Source organism: Sneathiella sp. (genome assembly GCF_029233945.1).
Taxonomy (GTDB): Bacteria; Pseudomonadota; Alphaproteobacteria; order Sneathiellales; family Sneathiellaceae; genus Sneathiella.
In genome coordinates this window covers 27,094-45,376 of record NZ_JARGOQ010000004.1, presented here as the reverse complement: position 1 = coordinate 45,376, position 18,283 = coordinate 27,094, and the positions used below count along the sequence as shown (strand labels likewise).

15 protein-coding genes are annotated in these 18,283 nt (G+C 54.5%); 8 read left to right on the top strand and 7 right to left on the bottom strand.

Going from position 1 to position 18,283, the window contains the following annotated elements:
* Nucleotides 1-2: 2 nt before the first annotated feature.
* Nucleotides 3-2,522, bottom strand: a complete 2,520-nt coding sequence (gene hrpB, locus P1U71_RS02515; RefSeq protein ID WP_301103972.1) for an ATP-dependent helicase HrpB — start codon at nucleotides 2,520-2,522, stop codon at nucleotides 3-5.
* Nucleotides 2,519-4,642, bottom strand: coding sequence for an MMPL family transporter (locus tag P1U71_RS02510; protein ID WP_301103971.1), 2,124 nt, complete (start codon nucleotides 4,640-4,642; stop codon nucleotides 2,519-2,521). The genes hrpB and P1U71_RS02510 overlap by 4 nt, the downstream gene beginning before the upstream one ends.
* Before the next feature lie 86 nt (nucleotides 4,643-4,728).
* On the opposite strand from P1U71_RS02510, the gene P1U71_RS02505 reads away from it, so the two are divergent.
* Entirely contained in the window at nucleotides 4,729-5,475 is a 747-nt protein-coding gene (locus P1U71_RS02505) for a GNAT family N-acetyltransferase (protein ID WP_301103970.1), read from the top strand.
* Here the strand turns inward: P1U71_RS02505 and P1U71_RS02500 are convergent.
* The 5 genes from P1U71_RS02500 to P1U71_RS02480 are packed head-to-tail and all read right to left on the bottom strand — an operon-like array spanning nucleotide 5,470 to nucleotide 9,196.
* On the bottom strand, nucleotides 5,470-5,958 hold the full coding sequence (locus P1U71_RS02500) for an ureidoglycolate lyase (protein ID WP_301103969.1): 489 nt from the start codon (nucleotides 5,956-5,958) through the stop codon (nucleotides 5,470-5,472). The two genes, P1U71_RS02505 and P1U71_RS02500, sit on opposite strands and share 6 nt — an antisense overlap.
* Complete coding sequence (gene alc / locus P1U71_RS02495) at nucleotides 5,955-6,968, bottom strand: allantoicase (protein ID WP_301103968.1); 1,014 nt, start codon at nucleotides 6,966-6,968, stop codon at nucleotides 5,955-5,957. The genes P1U71_RS02500 and alc overlap by 4 nt, the downstream gene beginning before the upstream one ends.
* Nucleotides 6,969-7,002: 34 nt before the next feature.
* On the bottom strand, nucleotides 7,003-7,485 hold the full coding sequence (gene uraD, locus P1U71_RS02490) for a 2-oxo-4-hydroxy-4-carboxy-5-ureidoimidazoline decarboxylase (protein WP_367281105.1): 483 nt from the start codon (nucleotides 7,483-7,485) through the stop codon (nucleotides 7,003-7,005).
* Between the two features lie 32 nt (nucleotides 7,486-7,517).
* Nucleotides 7,518-8,444 (bottom strand): allantoinase PuuE, encoded by a 927-nt coding sequence (gene puuE, locus P1U71_RS02485; RefSeq protein ID WP_301103966.1) that lies wholly within the window; start codon nucleotides 8,442-8,444, stop codon nucleotides 7,518-7,520.
* Nucleotides 8,441-9,196 (bottom strand): GntR family transcriptional regulator, encoded by a 756-nt coding sequence (locus P1U71_RS02480; protein ID WP_301103965.1) that lies wholly within the window; start codon nucleotides 9,194-9,196, stop codon nucleotides 8,441-8,443. The genes puuE and P1U71_RS02480 overlap by 4 nt, the downstream gene beginning before the upstream one ends.
* 163 nt (nucleotides 9,197-9,359) lie before the next feature.
* On the opposite strand from P1U71_RS02480, the gene uraH reads away from it, so the two are divergent.
* The 7 genes from uraH to P1U71_RS02445 all read left to right on the top strand — a co-directional run bounded on the left by uraH (nucleotide 9,360) and on the right by P1U71_RS02445 (nucleotide 18,263).
* Nucleotides 9,360-9,713 (top strand): hydroxyisourate hydrolase, encoded by a 354-nt coding sequence (gene uraH / locus P1U71_RS02475; protein WP_301103964.1) that lies wholly within the window; start codon nucleotides 9,360-9,362, stop codon nucleotides 9,711-9,713.
* Nucleotides 9,714-9,765: 52 nt separating this feature from the next.
* A complete protein-coding gene (gene xdhA / locus P1U71_RS02470) occupies nucleotides 9,766-11,232 on the top strand; it encodes a xanthine dehydrogenase small subunit (RefSeq protein WP_301103963.1) in 1,467 nt (488 codons plus the stop codon).
* Nucleotides 11,225-13,579: a xanthine dehydrogenase molybdopterin binding subunit gene (gene xdhB / locus P1U71_RS02465; protein ID WP_301103962.1), complete on the top strand. Its 2,355-nt coding sequence runs from the start codon at nucleotides 11,225-11,227 to the stop codon at nucleotides 13,577-13,579. The genes xdhA and xdhB overlap by 8 nt, the downstream gene beginning before the upstream one ends.
* Nucleotides 13,576-14,637, top strand: coding sequence for a xanthine dehydrogenase accessory protein XdhC (xdhC, locus tag P1U71_RS02460; RefSeq protein WP_301103961.1), 1,062 nt, complete (start codon nucleotides 13,576-13,578; stop codon nucleotides 14,635-14,637). Before xdhB ends, xdhC begins: the two co-directional genes overlap by 4 nt.
* A 77-nt stretch (nucleotides 14,638-14,714) precedes the next feature.
* Complete coding sequence (locus P1U71_RS02455; protein ID WP_301103960.1) at nucleotides 14,715-16,268, top strand: ABC transporter ATP-binding protein; 1,554 nt, start codon at nucleotides 14,715-14,717, stop codon at nucleotides 16,266-16,268.
* A complete protein-coding gene (locus P1U71_RS02450; RefSeq protein WP_301103959.1) occupies nucleotides 16,258-17,334 on the top strand; it encodes an ABC transporter permease in 1,077 nt (358 codons plus the stop codon). The genes P1U71_RS02455 and P1U71_RS02450 overlap by 11 nt, the downstream gene beginning before the upstream one ends.
* On the top strand, nucleotides 17,334-18,263 hold the full coding sequence (locus P1U71_RS02445) for an ABC transporter permease (RefSeq protein WP_301103958.1): 930 nt from the start codon (nucleotides 17,334-17,336) through the stop codon (nucleotides 18,261-18,263). Before P1U71_RS02450 ends, P1U71_RS02445 begins: the two co-directional genes overlap by 1 nt.
* Nucleotides 18,264-18,283: the final 20 nt, after the last annotated feature.

Sequence of the window (18,283 nt, the reverse complement as noted above, 5' to 3'; positions counted from 1 at the left end):
GCTCATGATTTGCGAGGCTTCACACGATGGGTTGCTTCGGCCCGCATCGGATCGTCCGGCCAGTAATGCTTCGGATAACGGCCCTTCAGATCCTTCTTCACCTCTGCATAGGTATTATGCCAGAAACTCGCCAGGTCCTGCGTGATCTGAACCGGCCGCCGCGCCGGAGAAAGCAAGTGAACGGAGACGGCAACGCGCCCCTCTGCCAGCTTTGGCACATCACTCAGGCCGAATACCTCCTGCAGGCGGACGGCGAGAACCGGCGTTTCCGGATTGGAATAATCAAGTCGGATATGGGAACCGCTCGGCACCCTGATCGTCACCGGGGCAAAACTGTCGAGATACGCCCCCTGATCCCAGCTCAGGGAGTTTTTAAGAATATCCGCGAGGTTCAACCGTTGAATATCCGCGAGAGACATCAGGCCAGCAAGATAGGGCAAGAGCCAGTCTTCCAGCGTTTTCTCCAGTTCCGCAATGGACAGATCCGGCCAGTCACCATCCGGATCATGATGCCGCGCGAAATTGACGCGATCGATAAATGACAGACTTTCTGTATCCCACGGAAGCGCTCTCAATTCCCTGCCCCGAATGGCCTCCATTAGAGCCACAGCAATTTCCCCCGGCGCCGGGTTATTGATACGGCGGCTTTCCAGCACCAGCGCCCTCAGCTTTCGCTCTTCTACCGCGATGACCCGCTCTTTCTTTTCATCCCAGTAAACACGTCGGCAGGAGGTTATCTGATCAGCAAAATTCGCCTCAATATCCACGGAAGTAATGGGCGCGGCGAGATCAATCCGCGCATCCCGCCCTTTCCCGTCCAGATCAGCGACGACAAGATAGGGCTCTCCCTTGAGCCTGTCATTCTCCGTGAGCCTGGCCCCTCGTCCACCGGAAAGACGATATTGCACCTCACTCCCCTCCCGCAATTCACCAATCCGATCGGGATAGGCGAAGGCAAGCAATTGCCCTGCGAAGCTGATGTTCGTTCCGGCATCCTTGATTGAGAGCCTGCGGGACAGGTCCCTGCTGACACGTAAGACTTGTTGGACTGACCCAAAGGTTCCTCTTTTCGCGGGACCTTTCCTTACCTCCTCGAGAATTTCAAAGCGCACTCGAATATCGGAATTAGAAAACTCCGGGTCGCGCCGCAAGATATCCCTTTCCGAGAGCAGCGCGGCGATATCCGCCGCCAGTGCCTGCGCGCCGACCTCTCCCGCACGCAACAGCATAGCTGCAAGGCGGGGATGGAGAGGGAGTTTCACAATTTCCTTCCCCAGTTTGGTGATTTTTCCATCCTCGTCAAGGGCGGCAAGGACTTGCAACAAGTCTCGCCCTTGCGCCCAGGGGCCCGGCGGCGGCGCATCCATCCAGGACAGCGCCGTCGCGTCCTGAACACCCCAATTGGCAAGCTCCAGAACGAGGGAACTCAAATCCGCAGTCATAATTTCGGGTGGCGCATAGTCGATAAGCCCGCGATCCTCTGCCACTGTCCAAAGCCGATAGCAAATACCGGGCCCCAACCGGCCGGCCCTGCCCCGGCGCTGATCGGCGGACGCGCGGCTGACCCGCCGGGTTACCAGCGTTGTCATACCGCTATTCGGATCGAAGACAGGATTGCGCGCCAGACCAGCGTCGATGACAATTTTCACACCCTCAATGGTGAGGCTGGTCTCAGAGATATCCGTCGACAAGACAATTTTCCGCTTCCCATTCGGATCCGGCAGAATGGCGCGGTCCTGCTCCCATGCAGGTAAGTTGCCAAAGAGGGGCAGAATTAACGTCTCTTTTAGTTTGGCCGATCCAAACAACAGCTTCTCTGTCCGCTTGATCTCCCCCGCACCGGGAAGAAAGGCAAGAATATCCCCCTCATCCTGCTGCATTGCCTGCTCAATCATGGCTGCCACAGTGTGTTCGATCCGTTTGTTCGCGGGTCGATCCAAAAATCGTGTCTCGACCGGAAACTGACGTCCCTCACTCCGGACCATCGGTGCGCCGCCCAAGGCTTCAGAGAGACGATCACCTTCTATCGTTGCGGACATCAGCAGTATCTTCAGGTCATCCCGCAGGATTTCCTGCACCTGACGCGCAAGCGCAAGGCCGAGATCGGTCTGTAGGCTACGCTCATGAAACTCATCAAATATGATCAGCCCGACGCCCTCCAGCTCGGGATCGGATTGTAATCGGCGGGTCAGGATTCCTTCCGTCACAACTTCAATCCGTGTCTGACGGCTGATCTTGCTATCGAGGCGCACGCGGTAGCCTACCGTTTGCCCCACCTCCTCGCCCAGCAGGTCGGCCATTCGGCGGGCGGCGGCGCGGGCGGCAAGGCGGCGCGGTTCAAGCATGATGATTTTTTGGCTCCCGAGCAGCCCTTCCTGCAACAGATAGAGGGGCACCAGCGTTGTTTTACCCGCGCCCGGCGCCGCCTCCAGAATAGCCGACGGCGCATTCGCAAGCACCGACGCAAGGTCTGTCAGGATATCGACGACCGGCAGGCCCACTTTTGCAAAATCAATACTCATGCTGTCCTCGACGCCGGAATGAAAACTCTTGTCAGCACAGGAAAAAGGGTGAGCGTCGCTGCGCCCGCAAAAAGCGCTCCAATCACAATCTCACCGCCGAAGCGGGCAGTTGGCGGAAAGGCAGAAATGGAGAAGATCAGGAACCCGATGGCGATTATACCGCTCGACGTAATAATCCCAACGGATTGCTCCCGCATGGCCCGAGCGATCGCGCCTAAGCCCTTTTTAGGATACCCGCCCCGCCGGAGCGCCAGCGCCAGATGGATCAAGGCATCCACCGCAATACCAAAGCACACGCTGACGGCCGGGGCGGAGATGATATCCACCGGCACATCGAACCAGCCCGCCCCACCCAGCACCGTCACGGGAATAAGTGCCGCCGTCAGGGTCATTGCCAGCGCCATCCGCCAATTCCGGCTCACCAGCCAGGCAATCAGCCCGAACAGTAAAAGCAACATTGATGTTCCGGTGAGAAGGCTGCGTGCCACAAGATCGGAGAGACGCCCCTGCAGCATATAAACCCCGCCGGTAAGCGTGACCTCAAACCCGACGGCATTGACCACTTCCTGAAGGCGCTGCATGACAGCATTACGCGGTTCTTCTCGTCCCGTTTCTTTCATACGGAGCAGAAAGAGCGTCTGATCCCGGTCTTCATTCAGGAAATTATCGGCAACATTATCGTTAATGCCAAGCGACAAAAGGCTCACAATTTCCCGCCATGGCAACAGGAAGGCAAGCGGGTGTGAATTTGCTTCCGCCAGAAGCGCCGGCAGGGAAATGATTGTGCCAACATTTTCCTCCGCGAGCAATTCGTTATGCAGGTTCCACATGGCCTCATAACCGATTTCAGTATCGAGCCTCCCGCCATCCTTCAAGCGGACAACCAGTTTGAGAGGGCTACTGCCACCGTTTTGATCAACAAACGCCAGCCCTTCATAAAGATCGCCATCTTTTTCAAAATAAGTGAGAAGGCTCGGGTCGGTATTGAGCCGGGCAAGACCCGGCAGCGAGGCAGCAGCAATCAGGATAAGACAGAGAGCACTCCCGTACCGAACGAACCCCAAGCGCGCATTTGTATCACTGTTCTTCGTCGTGACCTTTTTATCCACTCGCCGCACCGCGAAGAGCAAAAAGACGGGATAAAGCAGATAACAGCAGATAAGCGCGGCGATGGCCCCAACAATCCCTCCGGCCCCCAGCTGTCGCAATGGCTCCGCCGCAACATTGAGGAGCGCGGCAAAGCCGAGCAGCGTCGTCACCATGCACCAGAAGGACGCACGGAATGTCTGCGAAACGGCCTGCCTTACCGCAGCAACCTCCCCCAGATCACGCACTTGCCGCCAGTTCGCTGTCAGATAAATCGCCTGAGACTGAACCAGCACAAAGACAATGATGGCAAGATTGGCGGTCAGGATCCCGATGGACTGATCCAATCCCTCCAATATCAGCAAGGTCAGAAAGATCGCGGTAATACCGCTTGCGCAGGCGCCGAGGGCGATCACCGGAGAGCGGAAAACTATCAGCAGGATAGCTGCAAAGATAACAAGCGATGCGGCACTGAAGATTTGCAGATCATGCGTCAGACTGCGGCGGATTTGCTCGACAATATAGGGCATACCGGAAAGACGAACATGAAACGCCTCTCCGTCGTCAAAAAGCGCGGCTGCCGCCTCAACCTCTTCAATCATGCTTTGGGGAGAATTTGTATCAACAAAGGCAATTACCAATGTCGCACGGTTATCCTCGCTGATCAGCAATGGTTGCCAGAACGGGCTGTCCCTCGCCGCCCTTACATCTTCCGGGCCGGTGGCAACGCTGATCACACGGCTGATCCCGACAATCTTTTCAATATCGCCCGAAAAACTCGACAATCGGTCATAGTAACGGGGGGAGAAGATCTCCCGGCCCGCAACGCTGATAATCAGGAATTCATCGGATGGAAACAGCTCATGAATGGCCGTGGACTGCGCCAGTTCAGGATCGTTAGAGCCAAAAAAGAAATCGGGAGAGACCTCGGGCCGCAGATCGACAAACCGCAAAAACAACACCGCAATCAGGATCATCGACAGGACGCAAGCCGCCATCAGGCGATTTTTCAGCGGCTTAAAAAAAGAACCCATGGGCAGACCATTGCTCCTGTGGCAGTATAGGCAATTATTCCCGGCCCTTAAGGAATATCAACCCAAACAATTTTTAATGACACCTTATGTTACACCGGATCGCCGAAATAGAAGCCCATTCCCTATCCGCCATCCCTGCGCTTCAAACCGAAATCTATGATGGCTGGCATTTGCGTTTCGCCCGGAACCATACACGCCGCGCAAATTCGGTCAATGTTGTATCGCGCGGGGAACTACCGCTGGCAGAGAAAATTGAGCATTGCGAAGCCGCCTATGCACAGGAAGGGCAGCCCTGCCACTTCCGCTTGACACCGCTTTCGGATGAAAAGCTGGATGGCATGTTAGCGGAGCGGAATTATGGCTTCTTTGGCGAAACAGAAGTGCGCGTGCAGACAATCGATGACGCGATCACCGCCGATTCCGATGAGGATATCATCACATATGACGCCAGATCAGAATTCTGGTTGCGGGGGGTCGCCGCACTTACCGGGCAGGATGCCGCGAAGCAGGCTGTCTTTCGCGAGATGCTCTCCCTTATCGATCTCGACATTCAGGCGCTGGCCATTCTGCGTGGAAAAGAAATTGTCGCCTGTGGCATGGGCGTTCAATCGCCAGACTTCCTCGGGCTTTTTGAATTTGCGACCCACCCGGACTTTCGACGGCGCGGGTTTGGCGCGCGCATTGCCTGGCATATGCTCCATATGGCAAAGAAATCCGGCGTGAGAGAAGCCTATCTTCAGGTCGTGACGGAGAACGAAACCGGGCGGGAATTCTGGAACCGTATCGGTTTTCGTGAGGTGCTCTATCAGTACCACTACCGGAGCAAGCTATAAGGCGAGGATCATATCCGGATCGTCAAAATGGATCTCGTCGCAATTCGCCCCGGGTCCGGCCCGGTCGATCACCAGAAAATCGCTGACGTCTTCCAATGCCAGCACGGGATGATGCCAGGTGCCCGCATGGTAATTGACACCCTGATGCCCTTCCGCCCGAAACACCCTCAATTCTCCCGATAGAACCACTTCCCCCTTCGGCGCAACCAGAACCAGGTAGGGCCGATTGTTGAGCGGGACAAAGGCCTGACTTCCTTTCGGGTGTCGCTCTACCAGACGGATGTTAAGGGGGTAGTCGAGCGGGGTCGCCCGGAAGATATTCACCAGAACCCGCCCGTCTTCATCTGTCTCTATCTTAGCGAGATCATGAAACCGGATCGTTGATCCGTTATTGATGATAAAATTTTCCGCGCCATCTGTCTCGATCACATCGCCGAAGGATGCAAAGGCCTTTCTTGTCAGCGGCTCTATTTTGAGGGTCATTTTACGCCTCGGCTGATCCGCCCGAACAACCGCAACCGGCTAATCCCGCCATCGGGAATGATGTTAAGCCGGATATGACTTACGAGGCCGATATCAGCCACCTCTTTTTCGAAGCTGTGGAGTGCATCCATTTCAAGTTTCTGCTCCGGCAGCAGCGTTTTCCAGAACATGCTTTGCGTGACGAGAGACTCCTCCGTTCCACCTGCGACAAGGGCTGCCTGTATTGAACAGCGGTCGGGGTAATTTCCCTTGAAATGCGCGGTATCGACGTCGATTTTAGAAATGACGCCCGGATGACCCAGCGAGATCAACGCCCAGTCATTGCCCGGCTCCCGCCGGCGGCGGGTCTCCCAACCATCGCCCATATTGATCCCGCGCCCCGGCGCGAGAATTTGCGACGGCGTGCCGTAATGTTCATCACTCGCCGCAATGCCGCGTCCGCCATTGACCAGCGCCGCAAGGTCAACCATCTCATCCGGGTCGCGCTTATCCCAATTGCACTGCACCTGACCATAGACGCGAAGCCGGGCAATTCCGCCATCGGGATAGATATTCAGCCGTAGATGGCTCCAGGTCCGGGAATCTGGAATTGCATGGAGATGATGACTGTCACCCTTCAAACCAACGGCGGGAAGGATCTCCATCCATTCCGTATCCGGCCCCGGCTCCCCCTCCACCAGGCAGGCATCGATTGAGGCCGAGGGAGGGAAATTTCCCGTAAAATGACTGGTATCGATATCAACGCCGTGAAGGACACCGGGCAGCCCAAGACGAATGATACAATGATCATATCCCTCTTCGCGCTTGCGACGGCTTTCCCAGCCATCCATCCATTTGCCGTTTTCATCATACTTATCGGCGATGAACACGGGCGGTGCCGGATCAATTAGCCGGGCCTTATCAGCGAAGAAATCATCCGTCGCAAAGGTTACCTCCGCCCCGAGACGTGATGACGCAAGGTCGATATATTTTCGGACGAAGCCGTCAGTATTTGCGGTGGGTGAACTCATTCATTTCTCCATAAACGATCCGGGGATATTCAGTCTATAACTCAGCCAAACGAAATCTGGCAATCTTGTCGATTTCCGCAAGCGCCCTTGCGAACTCCTCTTCCGGCGAATTTTGAAGCCGCTCTTCAAACCCAGCAAGGATTTCATGGCGGTCTCTGTTCTTCACCGCCATGATAAAGGGAAAACCGAACTTTTCCTTATATGCTGTATTATACTCCTGAAATGCAGCAAACTCCTCGGCGGTACAGCTGTCAAGACCGGCGCCGACCTGCTCAGAGGTAGAAGCGGCGGTCAGTTCGCCCTGCTTGGCGGCCTTGCCCGCAAGATCCGGATGCGCTTCGATGAGAGCGCGTTTTTCACTCTCACTTGCCTCCTCCACCATCCGCGCCATCAGAGTTGCCAATTCGTCAATTTTATCGTGCTTCTCACTAATGCCCGCATTCCAGGCACGCTCTGCCACCCATGGTGAATGCTCATAGATACCGCCAAAAATTTCCATAAACTGAACATTGTTCATTTTATTAATAAGCGTTCTCGATTTGGGCATGGCTACTTCTTCTGCTGGAGAGGCGGATGGTGCTCATGCCAGTGCCGGGCGATATCGATCCGGCGACAGAACCAGACATCGTCATGCCCGCGCGCGTACTCAATAAACCGTTTAAGCGCCGCGATCCGCCCCGGACGCCCCACAAGACGGCAATGCAATCCGACGGACATCATTTTAGGACTCGTTTCCCCCTCCTCATAGAGCGTGTCAAAGCTGTCCTTCAGATAGGCGTAGAACTGATCCCCGCTGTTAAACCCCTGCAAAGACGCAAAGCGCATATCATTCGCATCGAGTGTGTAGGGAATTATCAGTTGATGCCTGTCAAACTCATTATTCCAGTAGGGCAGATCATCGTCATAAGCATCGGCATCATAGAGAAAGCCGCCTTCTTCCGCGACAAGGCGGCGCGTATTCGGGCTGGTCCTGCCGGTATACCATCCAAGGGGGCGCTCGCCCGTCATTCGTTCGATAATCTCGATTGCCTTTTGCATATGCGCGCGCTCAACCACCTCCGGTACCTCCTGGTAATTGATCCAGCGGTAGCCATGGCTGCATATTTCATGACCAAGATCGACGAAAGCACGGGTCACATCCGGATTTCGCTCCAGTGCCATGGCAACCCCGAAAATAGTCAGGGGAATATCATGTTTTTCGAAAAGCTTCAGCAGCCGCCAGACACCGGCACGGCTCCCATATTCATAGAGCGATTCCATACTGATATGCCGTTTTCCGGGAAGAGGAACGGCGCCAATAATCTCGGATAGGAAAGATTCCGAAGCATCATCCCCATGCAGGATGCAGTTCTCCCCGCCCTCTTCATAATTCAGGACGAACTGAACGGCGATGCGTGCCTTCCCCGGCCATTTTGGATCAGGTGGGGTCTCCCCATAGCCAATCAGATCTCGCGGGTATTTTCGCCCCTCACTCAAATTACGCTCCCGGATTTTTCCTCCAGCTTTGCGGGTTTGGCAAAGATCGAATAAAGATCAGCCTTGGCGTCGCTTCCCTGAAGGTTAAGCTGATCCTCGCACGCTTGTAAATGGGCATTCATAAGCTCAATTGCACGATCCTCATCTCCAGCAGCAATGGCCTCGATAATTTCCGTATGTTCATCGCAGCTACAGGGCGAAAGGGTGCCTTTCTGGTATTGCACGATGATCAGAGATGTCCGCGAGACAAGCTCCCGCAAAAAAGCCGTCAGCGTTTGATTGCCCGCAATTTCAGCAAGCTTCAAATGGAAATCGCCCGACAATCGAACCCATGCCTCATGGTCTCCCGTCTCAAGGCTGAGGCGTTCTGACGCAACGGATTTCTTCAGGTTTTTTATATCCGCGAGTGTCTGGTTACGAACGGCCTTGCGCACAATTCCCTCTTCAATCAGGCGTCTGGCCTGCAGCACCTCCCGCGCCTCCTCTGGGGTAGGCTCAGAGACAAACGCCCCCCGATTGGGCTGAATTCGAACAATCTGTTCATGGGCAAGGCGCTGCAGGACCGTGCGGATCACTGTCCGGCTAACACCGAATATTTCACCCAATGTATCCTCCGAAAGCTTGGTGCCGGGGGCAAGTCTTTGCTCAAGAATTGCCGCCAGCATCTCCTCATAAATACGATCATTCTGAGAAGTTTTGCGAGAGTCGCTTTCGCCTTCATTCAAAGCGGCTGTTGGGGCAGTCCGGCTCATGCTATTTCCTTAAATATCTTAAATTCCCTCACGATATTTATACAATATAGAAAAATATTGTATACAAAAATAATAAATTATGTGGACAATCCAAATTGTGTGATGCAAGATTTTGACTGTCTTCGCGGAGGAGCGGGGCAAAGGCCATTCTTTGAAGGACCCCATGGGCAAACTGACGACGCATGTTTTGGATACGGCCTCCGGCGCGCCCGGAAAGGGAATTCGGATCGATCTTTTCCGCCAGACGGACAATGAATGGTTACTAGTCAAAACCGCCCACACGAATGCCGACGGGCGATGTGACGAACCCTTACTTGAGGGGGATGCATTTTCACCAGGCCAGTACGAGCTTCTTTTCCATGCAGGGCAGTATTTCGACGGCAACGGCCTCGCCCTGCCGGAGCCTAAATTTCTCGATGAGGTGGTTTTGCGTTTCGGTATTGCGGACACGACGGAGCATTATCATGTTCCTCTTCTAATTTCCCCTTTTGGTTACTCCACGTACCGGGGAAGTTAAGGTCGATGGAAAGATATGATATAATGACGAAATGCACGAACGGACAATCCCCATGCGCCAAAAGATAAGATATGTTCACCGGGGAAAAATCGTCGAGATGGAGAATATCGATCCGACAATGACGGTGCTCAACTATCTTCGCTATGATAAAGCGCTGACCGGCACGAAAGAAGGCTGCGCCGAAGGGGATTGCGGCGCCTGCACGGTCGTACTTGGCGAGTTGACGGACGGAAGAATAAAATATCAGGCCGTCAATGCCTGCATTCAATTCCTGCCCACTCTCGACGGCAAGGAACTTATCACCGTTGAAGATCTTAGGGAAAAAGAGGGGGAGCTGCATCCGGTGCAGAGGGCTCTCGTGGACGCCAACGGAACACAATGCGGCTTCTGCACGCCGGGCTTTATCATGTCTCTTTTTGCTGAGATGCATTCAGAGCCCAAAGCCGACAGATCCCATATCAATGATGTTTTGGCGGGCAATCTCTGTCGCTGCACAGGCTACGGCACCATAGTCGACGCGGCCTTAACGATTGCTCAGTCCAATGGCAAAGATCAGTTCCATGCCCGCGAAACGCAAACAGCCTCCCTCCTTCACGCGCTAGGTGAGGACGCAGGGCTCCATTTGACATGGCAAGACCGGCACTATTTTGCGCCGAAGTCGGTTGGCGAACTGACCGATGCTCTCGCAAGCCATCCGGAGGCGACCCTTCTCGCCGGTGCTACAGATGTTGGGCTTTGGGTCACCAAACAACATCGTGAGTTGGCGACGGTTATCTATCTTGGCCAGATCAAGGAACTGAAACGCATCGAAACACAGGAAAACAGCCTGAAAATAGGGGCCGGTGTGACCTATAGCGCCGCCTGGGCTCCTCTTGCGGAGTTGTATCCTGATTTTGGGGAACTGATCCGCCGTATCGCGTCCACCCAGATCCGTAACAGTGGCACCATCGGCGGCAATATCGCCAACGGCTCTCCAATCGGAGACACCCCACCCGCCCTGATCGCTTTGGAAGCAACACTGCATTTACGCTCGAAAGACGGTGTGCGGAACATTCCGCTTGAGGAATTCTTCATCGATTATGGCAAGCAGGATTTGAAACCCGGGGAATTTGTCGAGACCGTTGCCCTCCCACACCCCAAGGCGGATGCAAAGTTCGCAACCTACAAAATCTCCAAGCGGTTCGATCAGGATATCTCAGCCGTTTGCGCTGCCTTCAATCTCATCCTAAAGGGAGATATCGTCGAAGACATCCGTATTTGCTACGGCGGCATGGCGGGCACCCCGAAACGTGCCCGCGCCACGGAAAAATCAATTATCGGAGAAGTCTGGAACGAGGAGACGATTTCAACCGCGCTATCCTGCATGACAGAGGATTACCAGCCCCTCTCTGACATGCGGGCAAGCGAACATTACAGGATGCTCATAGCGCAAAACCTGCTCCGCAAATTCTATATCGAAACGACAACTCCCGACGTCCCAACGCGGCTCGTCGGAGAGCGAGGATTTGCCTATGCGTAATCCTCCGCTCAGCCGAAATACGATAAGGGGCTCGGTTCACTCCTCTCGCCCTCATGACAGCGCTGCCAAGCAGGTGGCCGGAGAGGCGCTCTACATTGATGACATACCGGAACCAAAAGACCTGCTTCATCTATATATCGCCCAAAGCGAGAAGGCACATGCCAAGCTTTTGAAGCTGGATGTCGCTGCGGTCCGTCTGGCGCAGGGAGTCGTTGCCGTCCTGACAGCGGAAGATGTGCCGGGAAATAATGACGCCTCCCCCATTGCAGGCGACGATCCAGTCTTCGCCGAGGATGTCGTCGAATATGCGGGGCAATCGCTGTTCGCCGTTGCAGCGGAGACGTTGGAGCAGGCGCGCGCTGCGGCAAGGCTCGCCATTATTGAGTATGAAGAACTTCCGGCGATTATTACCGTTGAACAGGCAATGGCGGCCAAATCCTTTGTCCTGCCAACACGGGAGATCCGACGCGGCGATGCGGCTGCGGCGATAAAGGCGGCAAAACACCGCCTAACGCAGCGATTTGAAATCGGCGGACAGGATCACTTCTATCTGGAAGGGCATATTGCCCTCGCCCTGCCGGGGGAGGACGAGGATATCTTTGTTTATTCCTCCACCCAGCATCCAACAGAAATTCAGCATAATGTTGCTAAGTTCCTGGACATCCCCGATCACGCCGTCACAGTTGAAGTGCGGCGTATGGGCGGCGGTTTTGGAGGGAAAGAAACGCAAGGAGCCTGGTTCGCGGCCATCGCTGGCCTTGCGGTTAAATTGACGGGCCGACCTGCAAAAATACGTCTTGATCGGGACGATGACATGATTATGACCGGCAAGCGACACGACTTTGTTGCCAATGTCGAAATGGGTTTCGATGATGATGGGCGGGTCAGTGGCGCGGAATTTATCTTTGCCTCCCGCTGTGGTCGGTCCGCGGACCTATCCGCCTCCATCAATGACCGGACGATGTTTCATGCGGATAATTGCTACTATTTTAAAAATGTAACAATTATCTCTCATCGCTGCAAGACACACACAACTTCCAATACCGCCTTTCGTGGCTTCGGCGGGCCGCAGGGCGTGCTCGCACCGGAGCGGATGATGGACGCCATCGCCTGCTATCTCGACAAGGACCCGCTCGAGGTGCGAAAAGCCAACCTCTATGGCAAAAAATCGCGCAATGTGACGCCGTATCAGATGACGGTCGAGGATAATATCGCAGCGGAGATCATTACCGAACTAGAGCAAAGTTCTGACTATATCGCGCGCCGCAAGGCCATCCGGACCTTTAATAAAACCAGCCCCTATCTCAAGAAGGGGATTGCCCTTACCCCGGTGAAGTTCGGCATCTCCTTCACCGCCACTCATCTCAATCAGGCCGGCGCATTGCTGCATGTTTATACCGATGGTAGCGTGATGATAAATCACGGCGGGACGGAAATGGGGCAGGGCCTTTATATCAAGGTCGCGCAAGTTGTCGCCGAGGTTCTTCAAATCGATATTGAGCGGGTGAAGATTACCGCAACACGGACGGATAAGGTCCCGAACACCTCGCCCACAGCGGCGTCATCCGGCGCGGATATCAATGGAAAGGCCGCAGAGGCGGCAGCCATTAACATTAAGGAACGGCTCACAAAATTCGCGGCGGAATATTACGGCGCGAAACCGTCGGATGTTGCCTTCCTGCCAAATCGCATCCGCATCGGAAAGCAGGTGGTTGCTTTCCGGGATCTGGTTCATCTGGCCTATATGAGCCGGATTTCTCTCTCCGCGACCGGATATTATCGCACGCCGAAAATTCACTATGATGCCGAAACTCTGACCGGTCGCCCGTTCTATTATTTTACCTATGGCGCGGCTGTCTCTGAAGTGATGATAGACACCCTGACGGGAGAGAATAGAGTTACCGCTGTCGATATCCTTCATGATGCCGGCAAGAGCCTAAACCCGGCCATTGATCTTGGTCAGATTGAAGGCGGTTATATCCAGGGGATGGGTTGGCTGACAACGGAGGAGCTATATTATGACGACAAGGGCATCCTCAAAACCCATGCGCCGTCCACCTACAAAATTCCGACCTGCAGCGACCGCCCCGCAACCTTCAACATGAAGATTTTTGAGCGGGGCGAGAATGTCGAGGAAACCATCTTCCGCTCGAAAGCGGTGGGAGAGCCGCCCCTGATACTCGCCATCTCTGCCTTTAATGCGATTGCCGATGCGATTTCCAGCGTCGCCGATTATCGCCATTATCCGAGCTTGGATGCACCGGCAACGCCGGAAAGGGTTTTGATGGCGGTCCAGAAAATATCCGAAACGGCGCGCGCCGACAATCTAACGGAGGCGGCGCAATGAACAACTGGACCGACATGGCAGGTACCTTTGATGCGGATCAGGACAGCCCCGCCGTACTGGTGACTGTCGGCCGGGCCAAGGGATCAACCCCGCGTGATACCGGCGCGAATATGCTGATCACGACAACAAAATGTGTTGGTACAATTGGTGGCGGACGACTTGAATATCAGGCCATCGAGAAAGCGCGAGAGCTTCTTCAGGACGAAAACAGATCGTCGGAAATACATGAACTACCGCTCGGGCCGGAACTTGCACAATGCTGTGGAGGTTATGTTGAGTTATTGCTGCACAAGTTTCGGAAAGGCGAGACTTCATCAATATTTAACCGGTTAAGTAATTCACAAAAGAATCTGGCTCTTCTGTTCCATTGGTCAGAGGCCGGATGCCGTCTGCAGGTGATTTCCGAAGAGGACAGCCTGACATATCTCAACAAACCGGTTCAGGCAGCTATTGAACGCTGCCTTACCACATCTGCCTCGGAAATTATTGAGAGTGATCAATCCTCCAGCAGCGTGTTCACTCTCGTACAGTCTCTTCATGATACGGAATTTCACGTCACGGTTTTCGGGGCCGGTCATGTCGGACGAGCGGTGATTACCACGCTCTCCCCCCTTCCCTGCCGGATCATATGGGTTGATTCCCGCGCATCGGAATTTCCGGTTGATATCCCGAAGAATGTGCAGAAAGTTGTCACGGCTAGTGAAGTCAGTGCCATCGCAGGCTGTCCTGTGGGCAGCTATTTCCTGGTCATGACTCATAGTCATCAGCTTGATCTAGAAATCTGTGATCGGCTGCTGACAGCAAAAGAGGATGCCGCCTTTATCGGGCTGATCGGCTCAAAAACCAAAAAATCCAAATTTGAAAAGCGACTGGCGACAAGAGGATTCGACCCGTTGGTGATTTCCCGCATTACCTGCCCAATCGGATTGCCCGAACTCGGTGGAAAGCGTCCGGCAGAAATAGCACTTGGTATCGTCGCAGATATTTTACGCCGCCATCAGCAGGCAAAGAGCCGAAGCGCGCCGCGCCGCTGGGACAAGGTCAGTAACTCAATTTGAAAAGCTTTACCTGATGACAACGGCGACAGAAGATATGACTATGATGAAGGAGAGGCTGCAATTTCGGGGATAGTAGAATGAATGAAACAGAGGGGGCAGTACCGCAGCTTGAATTGCGCGGCATAACTAAGGCCTATCCCGGATGCCTTGCCAATGATCATATCGATCTTAAAATCATGCCGGGGGAAATTCACGCGCTGCTCGGGGAGAATGGCGCGGGGAAAAGTACACTTGTCAAAATTATTTACGGTGTTCTTCAGGCGGATGACGGCGACATTATCTGGGCAGGCACTCCTGTCGCCATTGCCAATCCCCACAGCGCCCGGAAAACCGGCATCGGGATGGTTTTTCAACATTTCTCCCTGTTCGAGGCAATGACCGTCACCGAGAATATCGCACTCGGCATGTCGGGCCGTCAGGATATGAAAGTACTCGAACGGGATATTGTTCAAGTTTCCAACAGTTACGGATTGCCGCTAGAGCCAAACCGGCAAGTCCATACGCTGTCGGTCGGTGAGAAACAGCGCATCGAGATCGTCCGGTGCCTCCTGCAAAAGCCAAAACTCCTGATTATGGATGAGCCAACCTCGGTCCTGACCCCGCAGGAGGCCGAGAAGATGTTTGAGACCCTTCGTCGCTTGTCTGATGAAGGGGTCTCCATTCTTTACATCAGTCACAAGCTTGATGAAATAAAAGCGCTCTGTCACAAGGCGACCATCCTGCGGGGCGGCAAATATATCAGCGAATGCGATCCTACTCAGGAAACCGCCAAGAGCCTCGCGGAGATGATGATCGGCACTAACCTGCAGGCGCCGGAACATCATGAAACATCAAAGGGCGGTCGGGTGCGGCTGAAGGTCCGCAACCTCTCAATCGACGCCGATGTGGAATTCGGTATCAACCTCAGCGCCATTAACTTCGATGTTCGCGGCGGCGAAATTCTGGGTATCGCGGGTGTTGCCGGGAATGGCCAGATTGAACTTCTCGCGGCCTTGAGTGGAGAAACAACAAGCCGTGATGCGGAGACCATTACGTTGGATGATAAAGCTGTCGGCCAACTCGGTCCGAACTCGCGGCGCGATCTCGGCCTTGCCTTCGTGCCGGAAGACAGATTGGGCCACGGCTCGGTGCCGGAAATGATGCTGACGGAAAACGCCTTCTTAAGTGGATTTCGTCGCATGTCTCTGTTGAACGGTGGCTTTATCAACAACGGCGGCACGTCGGATTATGCTTCGGATATCGTGCAGAAATTCGATGTGCGCACGCCTGGCATATATCATACGGCCAACAGCCTTTCGGGTGGAAATCTACAGAAATTCATTGTCGGCCGCGAGGTGCTGCAAAAGCCTAATGTTATCATTGTCGCCCATCCGACCTGGGGTGTTGATGCCGGGGCTGCGGCCTTCATCCACCAGACGCTCATTGATCTTGCCGAGAATGGCGCGGCGGTGCTTGTCGTCAGTCAGGACCTTGATGAACTCTTCGCGATAAGCGACCGCATCGCGGTCATTGCGGAAGGCCGCCTGTCCGTTGGGCGGGAATTGAGCGAAATAACAATCGAGGAAATCGGGCTCCTGATGGGAGGCACCCAAGGTATGGGTGAAGCTGGAGGGGTCTCCGATGTTGCTTAAAATCGAGAAAAGGGCCGAATACTCCAAGTCGATGGTCTATTTAACCCCGGTCATTGCCCTTGTCCTGACGGTGCTGACCAGTATCGTGCTGTTTGAATCGCTTGGGGTCAATCCGATCGAGGCGCTGTATCAGTTCTTCATTGCCCCGCTTGATACGGAATATGAATTCTCCGAGCTATTCGTCAAGGCAACACCGCTGATATTATGCGCTATCGGGTTGTCAGTCGGCTTTCGCGCCAATGTCTGGAATATCGGCGCGGAGGGGCAACTCACGATGGGGGCTATCGCGGGCAGTAGCCTCTTTATCTATTTTCCCGAAACTGACAGCATTTTTCTACTCCCTGCGATGATTATTATGGGAGCCTTGGGGGGCGCCGCCTGGGCCGCCATCCCGGCGTTCTTTAAAACCCGCTTTAACGCCAATGAAATCCTGACCAGCCTGATGCTGGTTTATGTGGCGCTGCTGCTTCTTTCCCTGTTGATCCACGGACCATGGCGGGACCCCGCGGGCTTCAATTTCCCTGAATCCCAGACCTTCAGTGACAGCGCGGATATGCCCATACTGATACCGGGCACAAGAATGCATTTCGGAACCCTTTTAGCATTGCTTGCTGTTTTCGGGGCCTGGATCATGATGGCACGCACCCTCATTGGCTTTCAGGTGAAAGTTATCGGCGAAGCCCCGCGCGCTGGGGGATATGCCGGTTTCAGCCAGAAGAAAATCATCTGGTTCACCCTTCTTTTCGCCGGCGCGCTTTCGGGCATTGCCGGCCTGTCGGAGGTAAGTGGCCCCATCGATCAGGTCGTTCCCTCCATCTCGCCGGGATACGGCTTCACGGCAATTATCGTGGCCTTCCTCGGGCGGCTTCATCCTGTCGGCATCTTCTTTGCGGGTTTGCTGATGGCACTTACCTATCTTGGCGGTGAAACCGCGCAGATTAATCTTGGCTTACCGGTTGCCGTCACCGGCGTGTTTCAGGGGATGGTGCTCTTTTTCCTGCTCGCCTGCGATGTGCTCGTCCACTATCGGTTCCGTCTGAATATTGCAAGAAAGGCGACGTCATAATGAGCGGATTTGATTGGATGGTGCCGGTTATCCTCACCGTTATTACGGCGGCGACCCCACTTGTTTTCGCTGGAATCGGTGAACTCGTGACGGAAAAATCGGGAGTGCTCAACCTCGGGGTTGAAGGGATGATGCTGGTTGGCGCCGTCAGCGGATTTATCGCCGCCCTCGTAACAGGGAATTACTTTCTGGCTGTCTGCGCGGCGGCTTTCGCCGGTGCCGTGATGGCGTTCCTTTTCGGCGTTCTCACCCTCTCGCTCATGGCGAACCAGGTGGCGACCGGCCTCGCCCTCACCCTCTTTGGTGTGGGTTTAAGCGCGTTGATGGGACAGGAGTTTGTCGGCGAACCTGTTACCGCACTCTCCAAGCTCAACATTGCCGGTTTATCCGACTTGCCGTTCATCGGACCCATCCTATTTGCGCAGGATGCCTTGGTCTATCTATCATTTGCCATGGTCGCGATTGTCAGCTGGTTTCTTTATAAGACAAAGGCTGGTCTCGTTTTGCGTGCCGTCGGTGATTCCCATGACGCGGCGCATTCAATCGGCTATCCGGTGATTGCGATCCGCTATCTGGCGGTTATGTTCGGCGGGGCTATGTCGGGCATTGGCGGCGCTTATCTATCACTTGCCTACACGCCGATGTGGGCAGAGAACATGACAGCGGGGCGAGGCTGGATTGCCCTCGCGCTTATCGTCTTTGCAACATGGAAGCCAGGTTTGGTACTGGTCGGCGCCTATATGTTTGGTGGCATTACCATTTTACAGTTGCACGCACAGGCCGCCGGACTTAACGTACCCTCACAAGTCCTTTCGATGTTGCCGTATCTGGCGACCATATTAGTGCTCGTCCTGATATCGAAAGATGAATCCCGAATTCGAAAACATGCACCAGCTTGCATAGGCAAGATTTTTCATCCGGCGGCATGAGCCCGGAAATTTTCTGTTTA